This window comes from Rickettsia sp. Oklahoma-10, assembly GCF_039954865.1.
Taxonomy (GTDB): domain Bacteria; phylum Pseudomonadota; class Alphaproteobacteria; order Rickettsiales; family Rickettsiaceae; genus Rickettsia; species Rickettsia oklahomensis.
Genome location: NZ_CP157197.1, coordinates 1,092,966 through 1,105,682, shown reverse-complemented (window position 1 = coordinate 1,105,682; position 12,717 = coordinate 1,092,966). Strand labels below are relative to the sequence as shown.

Genomic DNA, 12,717 nt, shown 5'->3' with positions numbered 1-12,717 from the left:
GCTATAAATATTATAATGCGTTGTTGATAGTTTTTGTCTTAGGTGCATTATACACTGTAATATGTCATCACATGTCAAGGAGAAGTATCAAATAATTCTTAAAATCAATAATGTCTTATTTTATAAGAGTGAAAAATATATCAAATATAGACAAAGTCTTTGTATCCTTTATAATAAACCGGATGTAGAATATAGAAGATAAAATTAGATTTTTAACCATATATTGAAAATAACTATTAAAAGCAGCAAAAGTTTAATAATTAAAATGACATAGCTTTATTTCAAAAGTCTGCAAAAATATATGTGAGTAAAAATGTCTATAGTGAAAGTGACTAACGAAAAGCAAAAAAAGAATTTTTAAAAGGATAAAAAATATTACTATGACCTTTATTAAGGAATTTATAAACAAAGGATATTTGCATCAATGTACCGATTTGGATCGGTTAACTAGTATAACGAAAGAAACACAAATAGCTGCTTATATAGGTTTTGATTGTACTGCTACGTCACTTCACATCGGTAGTTTAATGCAGATAATGATCCTGAGATTGCTTCAGCAGTATGGGCATAAACCTATTGTGATTATCGGCGAAGGTACGAGTAAAATCGGTGATCCTACTTGGAAAGATGCAGCACGTAAAATTTTAAGTAAAGAAGATATAGCTAAAAATGCTGAGGGTATAAAGAAATCACTGTCCAAATTTATCAAATTTGGTGAGGAGAGCAGTGATGCTATCATGCTAGATAATTCAGAGTGGCTAGACTCGCTTAATTACTTAGATTTCCTACGTGATTTCGGTAGCTATTTTTCGGTAAACCGCATGCTAACTATGGATTCGGTAAGACTAAGACTTGAGCGAGAGCAACATTTAAGCTTCTTAGAATTTAACTATATGTTGCTGCAAGCGTATGATTTTTACTATTTAAATAAGTATTATAATTGTAGTTTACAGCTTGGTGGTAGTGATCAATGGGGCAATATTGTAATGGGAGTGGATTTAATTCGTAAAATAAGTAGCAAGGAAGTATTCGGTATGACGACGCCGCTACTTACGACTAGCTCAGGTGCTAAGATGGGCAAGACTGCTACAGGTGCCGTGTGGCTTAATGAAGATTTATTGAGTCCGTATGATTATTACCAATATTGGCGTAATTGTGAGGATGCTGATGTAATTAGATTTGCCAAATTATATAGTGAGTTAAACAATGAAGAATTTACAAAATTTGAGAATTTAGTAGCTGAAGATATTAATGCAGCTAAAAAACAGCTTGCTTATGAGTTAACGAAGCTTTGTCATTCGGATCAAGCGGCCAAATCAGCTCTAGAAACTGCGGTAAAGATATTTGAACAAGGAGAAATCGATGAAAACCTGCATACGGTTGTTTTAGAACCAGAAATATTACAATCAGGTATTAGTGCATATAAGTTATTTTATAAAGTATGTCTTGCTAACTCTAAATCAGAAGCACGCAAACTTATAAGAGGGAAAGGAGCTAAGATAAATGATACGTTAATAGAAGATGAGAATATGATAATTAATACTAATTTCTTACTTGATCAAAATGTTATAAAACTCTCTGCCGGTAAAAAAAGACATATATTGGTTAGGATTGGAGAAGAATAATCTGTAAAATTAAGTGATGCTAAATTAAAACTATAAAATTTAATTGAATTAATATAGACGTGTTTTAGCGTTTTATAAAAGAATTAGTGGTGTGATTTATAGATATACAACTAGATTGTTTGTTTAATTCGTAACTAATGATACACGATTATATCTTTATATTTTCCCCAAGGAGCGTTTCCAACAAGAGAGTCAGCCCCTATTATGATTATAATAATGCTCCCAATTTTATAATTGCTTTTGTAGTGTAAAATTCAACTAAATTAGTCCTTTGTGACCTTTCTACTTTACCATAGATAGGGTGATAATGGTTTGATCGGACAGAATTTAAGTTTGTATTCTTTTTAGATAATATTGTACAATATAAGCAAAAAATTCTTGTCCTATATCAGTTTGAATGTGCGTTATATTGGAAATGGCATAGGCTTCTACTAATACTTGATCTAAAAAGATTACACCTTTATAACATTTGTAGTCACAACTTTCCCTGTATTACCTACCTCTTTATATAAATTAACCTAATTTAAATGTAATCTTAGGATCAATACTGGCATTTTTATAACTAGATCACTGCTAATCTTACATTATTATTGTAATTATGTCTGTAAATCACACAAAGTAGTAGAGAAATATTCTAAGTTTTTCTAGTATTTGGCATCGGTTCTAGGCATTCAGGAAAAACTACTATAGTTAAAATGTTATTTGCTCACTTAATCTTATGTATTGTTAGAAAATTTAGATATTTATACTGCACGCAAAAGAAGATATGTGTGCCTTTTTATCTTTATTAATAGATCTATTTTTGATGAAATACAATATATGCCTAAGTTGTTATCTTAATTTATAATGGATAGTAGATGGCTCACCTCAAAAAGGAAGATATGTAATGACCAGTTCTCAAAATTCGCCCTTGATCATAATATAACATAATCCCTTGTGGGGCGTATAGGGATGGTCACTTTATTAACTCTTAGTCTTGCTAAAAAAAGTAGAAAATCCTTTAACCTCTATACTTAATGGCAGCTATCCTTCTTCTTTGCATAATCTAAATATTCCATTGCTTTTTATCTAAACTATATTTAGACTTAAATATTGAACGAGATGTGCGGCAACTAAAAAATATCGGTAAATCAATTTAATAATTTTTTTAAAATTATGTGCAGGTGTAGAATAGGCAAGATTGTGAATTTTTTATCTCTTGCCCAAGGTTGCAGATTTCCAGTTAGGCGGTGGCTTAACAGCGAGCTATATTATTTTTTCTTCAGCCATTTTATAAAAATTTTAACAAATAATTTATTTATAATGCTGAAATTGTATTTTTATTATACCGTTATTGCTTGAAATTTGTTAGGACTTTGAACAAGATAAACACTTATAAAGTTATTACCTTAAAGAGGTATTATATGAAAATTTAGTTATATTAGAACTTTTTAAAGATAGATTAAATTTAGGATTACCAACAGATTTTTATTTTCGGTGAAATAGATTTTATATTGTCGATTGTAAGATCAAAGTGTTAGAAATTAAATTAAATTCGACTCTATAGGCAGATTTTATTAAGAATCTAACCTATGTTTCTAAACTTGATCCTAATATTAAAAATTATTTAGTTGATAATGGAGAGCAAAACGTTAGTATTTTTTAAATACTAATTTTAATTCTATTAGATCAGATCAATCAAATATGAAAATGATTAAAGCAAAGAAAATAAGGCTTGATAAGTATTTGCTGCAAAAAGGTTTTGTAACAGATATTACCATAGCGCAAAGCTTGATTATTCAAGGTAAAGTACATAATAAGTATGAGCAGTTAATTAAGCCCGGGATACAGGTTAATATAAATGACACTGATATTAAGGTAAAGCTATTCAAACATAATTATGTTTCAAGGGGTGCATTCAAGTTAATTGCCGCTTTAGATTATTTTAAAATTACTACTGAAAATTTAGTTTGTATTGATATTGGTAGTAGTACCGGTGGTTTTACCCAAGTGTTACTTGAGCGTAAGGCAAAATTCATTTTTGCTGTAGATGTTGGTTATGGTGAGCTTCATCCTAAATTACGCGACAATTTGCAAATTAAAGTGCTTGAGAAGACTAATGCACGATACTTAACCGATAAACAAATAACAATGAAGCCTGATTTAATTGTGTGTGATGCCAGCTTTATTAGTTTAACTACTATATTACCGACTTCACTAAATTTAGCTAAAGAAGATTGTATACTTATTGCTTTAATAAAACCACAATTTGAAGTTAAAAAGCATGAGGTTGAAAAAGGTGGTATCATAAAAAATCCTATTCTACATCAAAAAGTATGCGATAAAATCAAAGATTGGCTTGAGAAAGAGCATAATTTTAAAATATGCGGTATAATAGAAAGCCCTATACTAGGTGCTAAGGGGAATAAAGAATTCTTGATATGTGGAAAAAGAAAAAATGGCTATTTTCTATAACTTATCTTTAATTTGAATTATTTTAGTAATTATTGTATCTTCTAGTGTATAATTATCCAATGTTTTTATAAATGCTTCACTTGCTTCTTTATATAAAATTGGCATGAATTTGTAATTCTACAGCTATTAGTGTTTTTATTGGAACATTCTACTATATCCATATTAGGTTCTTATTTTGCTATTATAGCTCCCAACTTCATAGAAGAAGGACTAAATTGCTAGCTTAATTCCTACTCCCTTTCCTTTACTACTTATAATATATTCTAATTATGCTGATCTATGGACCACTTTTACCAAATGATTAAGGGAAATATTATAGTGCTCTGATATATCTTTATATACTGCAAATACATAAGGTTACATAACTCGTAGTCGGTAAAACTTGTTAAAAAATGTCTATAATAAGGTAATTTGTATTTAAAATACACAATAATATTTATATTATAGTACGAGTTATATTATTAAAAAAGGAATCATCATGTCTAGAACAACTTATAGTGAAAAAATAAAAAAGCTGCTGAGTTATTTAAGGATTTAATTTAGCTTTTACTAAAGCTTTAAATTTTCATAAAAATTTAGTAGCTAAATATGAAGCAGTAGTAAATGAATTTTTTTAATACTGAAAAACCTGAGAAAGGAATACAGTCAAACGTAATGAAAAATTTTTTAAATCTTACGGCAGTAGTATTCTAAAGGTTTTAGGGCATATAGTGAAACAGATGAAGTAGATCTTTCAGAAGTGATCCGATCAGTGTTAGGGAAAGAGTGTAAATTTAAAAAGGTGTTATCAAAAATTGTTTGTATACATGTACATGTAGGACGTAATATTCCTTTTGCTACAGAACGTATATCAAGTGTAGAAGAGGGTAACACGTTAGTAACAACAAATAATATTAGGAGAGCATTTTGTAAGTACTGCAAAGAAACAATACGATGAATTAAAAGAAAAATATAACTATAGAGAGTTTTTAAATTTCATAAAATAAAAATCGAAATGCACAAGCAAGTAATACCATGCAAACAAGAGCAAATATACTGCTGTTACATTAAGAACAGTGAATTTACAGTTATAAAAACCGGTCATGATTAAGAAGGTTAGTATTATGAATGTCTAAAGAAAAATCCTAATAGAATTGTCACAAAGTATCTGCTTGATTCTGAAAATCAGCTAGTAAAAGGATATAAAAATCAATCAAGATCTTATTCTTATCATCGGTGGTCAAGGCAAAGTCATCCCATTTCTAGGATTAATAATATAACAAATGAAGCAAATGTTAAGATTCCCGCCGTGATCTACACATTAGTCACTCTATTAGCAATAAAAACAGTGATGCATTCCCATTAGATTCAGCTGTAAAAATTAACAGGAGTAATATGTGATACTAATGTGCACTATGATAAATTGTATGCTCAAGATACCATATAATCATATTATATGGGGGATACATTTCTAATATCGCTAGAATAACTAAAGAATTGTTATTAGGCCTTTAAAAGTTAACACTTGTGAAATTTGTGGTCCTAACTCTTGTAACAATTAATGTACAGCGTTTATTAGAAGAGAAAATGTGGTTTGTGAATACTTGATTTATGTAGAAGAATTTTGCTTATCAGGAGGAAATTCTAAGCGGGTAAGAGGTATTATCGAGTATTTACCCATTGAATATATAACACAGAGGAGTTTTTTCGAGTTATGCAATAAAGCTGCTTTTAGCTAGGAATGACATTGGTAGTCTATAACAACGCTTGACCGTGAAGGTAGGAATCTAGAAAAATATTAATATTAGATACATATCTGATAAAATAAACATGTAAAAAACAAATTTTTTATATGTTTTTCTGGATTCTTGCTTCTGTAGGCATAACAATAAAGTATGAAAAAGATGAAGTTAAATATTGCTTATATATTTTAATTAGTGTATCCTTTGCTATGGATAAGCATTATAAAAATTATAGATAGGTGGGTTTATCCCACCTTTTTTGTTATAAACATCGAATATGCAAGCTATTGAACAACAAATAACAAATGTAATAGAAGAATCCTTGATGAATATGGGTTTTGAGTTAGTCCTTGTTAAGTTTAAAGGTGTTAACTCTAAAGTAGTTGAGATATTGATTGATAGCTTAAACGGTGAAAAAGTATCTGTGGAAGATTGTACAAAAGTAAGTAGGACTATTTCTGCTATTCTAGATGTTGAAAATTTAATAGAAGATGCATATTCTTTAGAAGTAGTATCAAGTGGTCTTGAACGTCCGTTAGTAAAGTTTGAAAATTATAATAGATTTTTGGGAAGAGAAGTTAAAATCAAACTTAAAGAATCATTGAACGACAAAATCTGTTATCAGGGTAAAATAATTAAAGCCGAAAATAATAAAATATATTTAAAATGTGAAGAACAAGAAGTACTAATTGATTATAATTTAATTAAAAATGCTAATCTAGTTTTAACAGAAGAAGTATTTCAAAAATTGCTAAAGCAGTAAGAGATAATTTATGTCTAATATAGGTAATGTGGAAATTTTACAAATTATAGATTCTGTAGCACGCGAGAAAGGCATATCAAAAGAAATTTTAATTTCAACGGTTGAACAAGCGGTACAAGTAGCAGGACGCAAAAAATACGGTAATGAATATAATATTAAAGCTCAGATCAATAGGAAGACTGGTGAGATAAATCTTTTAAGGATCTTAAAAATAGTAGAAAATGTAGAAGATTACTTAACGCAAATCTCATTTAAAGAAGCTGTAATAGACAATCCGGAAGCTAAAATTGGTGATGAGATATATGAATATTTACCACCGATTGATCATGCTAGAATATCGGCTCAAGCTGCAAAACAAGTTATAACTCAACGTGTTATAGAAGCTGAACGTGAAAAACAATATCATGACTTTAAAGATAGAAAAGGTGAAATTATAAACGGGATAGTTAAAAGAATAGAATATGGTGATATCATAGTCGATCTAGGTCGTGCTGAAGCAATAATAAAAAAAGATCAATTAATTAAGGGTGAGAACTTTAAACCTAGTGATCGTATAAAAGCATATGTACAGGATGTAAGGCAAGAAACAAAAGGACCTCAAATTTTCTTGTCTAGAGTAGATAACCAAATGCTGGTTAAGCTATTTAAGCTAGAAGTACCTGAAATTCTTGAAGATATTATTCAAATAAAATCGGTAGCACGTGATCCTGGTTCAAAAGCAAAAATAGCGGTATTTGCTTCAGATAGTAGTATAGATCCTGTAGGCTCATGCGTAGGTATTAGAGGTAATAGAGTAAAAGCCGTAACAAATGAGTTAAATGGAGAGAAAATTGATATAGTATTATGGAGTAATGATCTTGCACAGTTTATAGTTAATGCTCTTGCTCCGCTTGCAGCTAATGAAATCACAAAAATTTTGATTGATGAGGATAGGCATAAGGTAGAAGTAGTAGTCTCGCAAGAAAATCAAAGTATTGCAGTAGGTAGAAGAGGGCAGAATGTCCGCTTAGCTTCTAAACTTACTGGTTGGAATATTGACATAATGACTGAAGAGCAAGAATCAAAAAGAAGAAATGAAGAATTCTTAACTTCTACAGAATTATTTATGGAAGCTTTGGATGTTGAAGAAGTTATAGGTCAGCTTTTATCAGTAACGGGATTTAATTCGGTAGAACAAATTGCAAGTAGTGAGATTAGTACTTTAACAAGAATTGAAGGTTTTGAGGAAGAACTTGCTGTAGAGATCAAAAATCGAGCTATTAATTACGTTGACCTTAAAAATGAAAAGGTTATCAAAAAGTTAGAGGAACTGGGGGTTGAGCAAGAATTAATAGATATATTAGAATTACCACTTGAATTAGTATTAAAATTTGCCGAATATGGTATAAAGACTATAGAGGATTTAGGAGAGATGAGCATAAATGAATTTAAAAATTTAGCTCCAAATTCTAATATAACCGACGAAAATGTTAAATTGCTGATTAAAACTGCTAAACAGCATAGTGAGTTAAAAGGTAATTAGAGAATTGGGTGTAGGGTGTATGTCATTCCTACAACAGCAGGAAGTGAGAACGAACCTATAAAAACTTGCTTTTTACTATAGGTTTGTTTTATTAAGTATATTCTTTTATTATTAGAATATTTTATTATAGATTCCCGTTTCCGTAGAAATAACATTAGTACAGAATTAGACAATTAGCTTTTCTTTGTAATAGACGGGAAAAACAAGAAACACAAAGGTTTTAAATATGACGGATAACCAGGAAATCAAACCTAAAAAGTTGACACTTGGCAATTCAAAATTATCGCTTAATAAGTCTTTTGACTCTCTTACAGGAGCTCAAAGCTTTGTTAATGCTAAATCTAAAACGTTAGTAGAAGTTAGAAAAAGCTCTACCAGTACTACTACCCTTTCATTAAATAAAGAGAGAAATAGCTTAGATCAAACTATTATTGATGCTAATAAGGAAGAATTTAACAGACGTTTATCTATTCTGAAAAAAGCTGCTGAGCAATCTAAATTAAATGACTCTTCACAAATAAGCACTTTAAGTAAACTTGCAAGTATTAACCAGTCTAACTCAAAAGTAGAAGTGCTAGAAACTGATAAAGAACTTAAACAAACACAGCAAAATACTGAAAAAAATAAAGTAGAAGTTAGTGCTAAAATCATTCAAGGTGATGCAGATATACCGTTACAAATATCTAAAAAGAAAGAAGAAACTTTTGTAAAGTCTCATTTAGTAGGGATGCGAACACGTTATGGTATAGAATCAGAGAAAGATTTAGATAAAACATTAGAGAGTAAAGTAGTTGCACCAAAGATTAAGTTAGAAGAGCCGAAAAAATTCAAAAAAATTGATCTTTTCAATATGCTTAGTGATGATGAAAGTGTTAGTGGTAGGACTAGAAGTCTTGCTTCTATAAAAAGAGCAAGAGAAAAAGAAAAACGTAAATTATTATCGCAAGTACCTGAGAAAGTATATAGAGAAGTGATGATCCCGGAAGTGATCGGAGTCGGTGATCTTGCAAATGCTATGTCTGAAAGAGTGGCGGATGTAATTAAAGAGTTAATGAAGCTTGGTATTCTTGCTAATGCTAGTCAAGCAATAGATGCCGATACAGCAGAACTAGTTGCAACAAATTTAGGGCATACGGTAAAAAGAGTCCAAGAATCAGATGTTGAAAATGTTTTAATTAGTGATGATAAGGTTGAAGATTTAAGAACACGTGCGCCGGTTGTAACGGTAATGGGACATGTAGATCACGGTAAAACCTCATTACTTGATGCTCTTAAATCTACAGATATTGCTGCAGGTGAGCTAGGAGGAATTACTCAACATATTGGTGCTTATAGAGTAACGCTCGCAGACGGTAGAGCAATTACTTTTATTGATACTCCTGGGCATGAAGCTTTTTCGGAAATGAGGTCAAGAGGTGCTAAAGTCACAGATATAGTTATTATAGTAGTCGCGGCAGATGATGGAATCAAAACACAAACGGTTGAAGCAATTAATCATGCGAAAGCAGCTGGTGTTCCTATAATTGTTGCTATTAATAAGATTGATAAGCCTGATATTGATATTGAGCGTATAAAAAACGAGTTATATATTTATGGAATTATTAGTGAAGAAGCAGGGGGTGACGTTATGGTTATTCCTATCTCGGCACTAAAGAAAATTAACTTAGATAAACTTGAGGAAGCAATTTTATTAATTGCAGAAATGCAGGATTTAAAATCAAGCCCTTTCGGTTCAGCTGTTGGTGTTGTTATAGAGTCAAAAATTGAAAAAGGAAGAGGAGCGCTAACCACTATATTAGTTCAGCGAGGTACTTTAAAAAATGGTGATATTATAATAGCCGGTACTTCTTACGGTAAAGTTAAAAAGATGACTAATGATAGGGGTGTAGAAATATCGGAAGCAACTCCATCTGTTCCTGTAGAAATTCAAGGTTTAAACGAAGTACCTTTTGCCGGTGTTAAATTTAATGTAGTACAAAATGAGAAACAAGCAAAAGATATAGCTGAATATAGAATGCGCCTTGCTAAAGAAAAGAAAATATCTATTGTCCCGCGTTCAAGCTTAGAAGATTTATTTTTGAAAGCTTCTGGTAATAGTAAAATTAAGGATTTACCTTTAATTATTAAAGGTGATGTTCATGGTTCAGTTGAAGCTATTTTGAGTAGTTTATTAAAATTACCGAGTGATGAGATAAGAATCTGTATACTTCATAGTGGTGTAGGGCCGATAACGGAATCTGATATATCTCTTGCACATGCTTCTTCAGCTATTATTGTTGGCTTTAATGTTAGAGCAGGGGCAAATGCCTTAACTGCTGCAGTAAAAGAAAAAGTTGATATTAGATATTATAGTATTATATATAATTTAATTGATGACATAAAAACCATTATGAGTGGTATGCTTGCTCCGCTTGTCCGAGAGCAATATATCGGAAGCGTAGAAATTAGACAAGTGTTTAATATTACTAAAGTTGGAAAAATTGCTGGTAGCTATGTAACTAAAGGGGTTATTAAGAAAGGAGCGGGCGTACGCCTATTACGTGATAATATAGTCATTCATGAAGGAAAACTCAGAACATTAAAACGCTTTAAAGATGAAGTTAAAGAAGTTAGAGAAGGATATGAGTGCGGTATAGCATTTGAAAATTACGAAGATATTAGAGAAAATGACATAGTTGAAGTTTTTGAGCTAATGCAAGAACAGAGGCAATTATAGTGATTAATAATTGCTCGTAATATTATCACCAATTAGTTTGATCACGGATATCTACAATATAATTTATAGTAGTAATAATTTTAGTATTGCAAACTGGTTTTGCTACAAGCTCAGCGTTGTTACATGGATTGGTCATATTTTTTATGTCATTGCGGGAATCCAGTATAACCTATAAAACACTTGTTTTTTAGATTTATTTTTCATAACTTGTTAATAAGTGACAAAATTTAATAATACATAATATTTCTCCAAAACCAGACTCCTATCTTGCTAACGATGAGTTGAAGTTTATAACTTATCCAAAGAAAACTAATGATAAAGAGAACAAGCTGCTGAATTTTTAAGCAGTGTTAGATAATTCGATTAAGCAATATGACGAAGAAAGTGTAAAATGCAACATAATAGACGTGCAAGCTAAATATCTTTTTTAAATTCTAAAATAGACTCTCAAGAAGCAGTAAAAGGTACGATAACTCTCTAAGTATCTTTCAAATCAGTTTGACAGATCTTTTAGATAAGCTTGATTATAGTGCAAAAGTAACTAATGCACATAAAGCAACGGTTTTTTCAGTTCATCATTCTATTAAAGAATCAATACAGCTTATATTTTATACAGTTTATGATTTGGGTTTAAATTTCATTAATCATTTTAAAAAACTTCCAATGATCAGGTAGAAGAAATTTGAAATACACCTGAGAATAAATTAGACGCAACTTTTTGGCAAGATGACATATGAAAATTTGACAGAATTAATTAATGATATTTCCAATGAACAATCACAAAAATTAGTTAATAATATTATACTTTGGCATTTTGCAAAATCAATGACAATTTATTCCATTAGATAAATTAAATATATATATCAAACCATTTTTTCTTTAAATGAACTTGTCAAGCAGAAACTAAAAAATATCACATGAGAATATATATGATGCACAGCTTGAAAATATCATTATGGAGCAGGACAACTTGCAAAAGCGTTTTCCAAATGAGAATTTAGCAAGAATCATGAGTAATATTGCAAATGCTATAGCTAGCCACAATAATTTATCACGCTTCAGATGACAGTCTAGAAGAATCGTTGATATTATTGATTCGGATTATCATAATTGGAAAAATAATAACCTAGCCGTATAATGTTAATTTTACTATGACTTAGAAGATAAAATTAATTAGGGATTAAGATTAAATCTTATCCTTTTTTAACTATTTTAGAATCAGGAGGGCGTATATAAAGCGGTTCGATAGAGTGATTTAACTTTATACCACCGTATCGCTCCTTACTAGCAATATATCTACAAATTACAAATGCTTTAACTTGTGCAAAACGTGGCAAGGTTATTATATTCGGTAAATGCATAATTTGATTATGTATAAATTTAAGTCCATTACCACAGCAAACTATGCTATCTTTCTCATTTGCAAGCAACTTTATAGCATACTCACAATCTATCAATAACGGCTCTTCTATTTTCTTTGATTTATGAAAAACTTGCATATAAAGCTGTGAGCGGTAAGCATTTAAAAAGACATATATCTTATCGTAATTTTTAACTTGAGTTATGGCTCTAAAGTACGCATATTCAAAATTATTCACTGATACTGCTTTAATATTTCCCTTGGCAAATAATATACCTTTAGCACTAGCTAAACCTATTCTAATACCGGTAAAGCTACCAGGACCGGTAGTTACCGCTAAATAATCTAGATCATCATATGAACATTTAGCTGTTTTCATTGCATTTTCTATCATGGGCATTAGACTTTCTGATTGCATAGAAGGGCGTAATTCTTCTATATATGCAAGAATATTTTCATTTTCAGATATTGCTACCGATGCAGTATTATTTGTCGTGTCAAATGCTAGTATTTTCATAAACTATTCTTTTGTCATGCCGTGATTTGATAAAAGCAT

Annotated in this window: 7 protein-coding genes and 1 pseudogene; 6 read left to right on the top strand and 2 right to left on the bottom strand. The window is 30.5% G+C overall.

Translation table 11 applies throughout. From position 1 onward, the window contains the following. Window positions 1-380 precede the first annotated feature (380 nt). Both tyrS and AAGW17_RS04875 read left to right on the top strand, forming a co-directional pair. Complete coding sequence (gene tyrS / locus AAGW17_RS04880) at window positions 381-1,625, top strand: tyrosine--tRNA ligase (RefSeq protein ID WP_347938877.1); 1,245 nt, start codon at window positions 381-383, stop codon at window positions 1,623-1,625. Window positions 1,626-3,314: 1,689 nt separating this feature from the next. After that, complete coding sequence (locus AAGW17_RS04875) at window positions 3,315-4,079, top strand: TlyA family RNA methyltransferase (protein WP_347939430.1); 765 nt, start codon at window positions 3,315-3,317, stop codon at window positions 4,077-4,079. Here AAGW17_RS04875 and AAGW17_RS04870 read toward each other — a convergent pair. Beyond that, window positions 4,074-4,432: pseudogene (locus AAGW17_RS04870) on the bottom strand (RrF2 family transcriptional regulator). The gene AAGW17_RS04875 and the pseudogene AAGW17_RS04870 sit on opposite strands and share 6 nt — an antisense overlap. 1,645 nt (window positions 4,433-6,077) lie before the next feature. Between AAGW17_RS04870 and rimP the strand changes: the two are divergent. The 4 genes from rimP to AAGW17_RS04850 all read left to right on the top strand — a co-directional run bounded on the left by rimP (window position 6,078) and on the right by AAGW17_RS04850 (window position 11,476). Continuing rightward, the gene (gene rimP, locus AAGW17_RS04865; protein ID WP_347938876.1) at window positions 6,078-6,563 is read left to right on the top strand and encodes a ribosome maturation factor RimP; all 486 of its coding nucleotides are present in this window, start codon (window positions 6,078-6,080) and stop codon (window positions 6,561-6,563) included. A 10-nt stretch (window positions 6,564-6,573) separates the two neighbouring features. Next, complete coding sequence (nusA, locus tag AAGW17_RS04860; protein WP_347938875.1) at window positions 6,574-8,085, top strand: transcription termination factor NusA; 1,512 nt, start codon at window positions 6,574-6,576, stop codon at window positions 8,083-8,085. Between the two features lie 226 nt (window positions 8,086-8,311). After that, window positions 8,312-10,801, top strand: a complete 2,490-nt coding sequence (gene infB / locus AAGW17_RS04855) for a translation initiation factor IF-2 (RefSeq protein WP_347938874.1) — start codon at window positions 8,312-8,314, stop codon at window positions 10,799-10,801. 498 nt (window positions 10,802-11,299) lie between these two features. After that, a complete protein-coding gene (locus AAGW17_RS04850; protein WP_347938873.1) occupies window positions 11,300-11,476 on the top strand; it encodes a hypothetical protein in 177 nt (58 codons plus the stop codon). Window positions 11,477-11,994: 518 nt separating this feature from the next. Here AAGW17_RS04850 and tsaB read toward each other — a convergent pair. Continuing rightward, the gene (gene tsaB, locus AAGW17_RS04845) at window positions 11,995-12,678 is read right to left on the bottom strand and encodes a tRNA (adenosine(37)-N6)-threonylcarbamoyltransferase complex dimerization subunit type 1 TsaB (protein WP_347938872.1); all 684 of its coding nucleotides are present in this window, start codon (window positions 12,676-12,678) and stop codon (window positions 11,995-11,997) included. Between the last annotated feature and the right edge of the window lie 39 nt (window positions 12,679-12,717).

What these genes read in the sequence shown, in the direction of transcription:
- tyrS (WP_347938877.1), top strand. Translation starts at nt 381, where the DNA reads ATGACCTTTATTAAGGAATTTATAAACAAAGGATATTTGCATCAATGT.
- AAGW17_RS04875 (WP_347939430.1), top strand. Translation starts at nt 3,315, where the DNA reads ATGATTAAAGCAAAGAAAATAAGGCTTGATAAGTATTTGCTGCAAAAA.
- rimP (WP_347938876.1), top strand. Translation starts at nt 6,078, where the DNA reads ATGCAAGCTATTGAACAACAAATAACAAATGTAATAGAAGAATCCTTG.
- nusA (WP_347938875.1), top strand. Translation starts at nt 6,574, where the DNA reads ATGTCTAATATAGGTAATGTGGAAATTTTACAAATTATAGATTCTGTA.
- infB (WP_347938874.1), top strand. Translation starts at nt 8,312, where the DNA reads ATGACGGATAACCAGGAAATCAAACCTAAAAAGTTGACACTTGGCAAT.
- tsaB (WP_347938872.1), bottom strand. Translation starts at nt 12,678, where the DNA reads ATGAAAATACTAGCATTTGACACGACAAATAATACTGCATCGGTAGCA.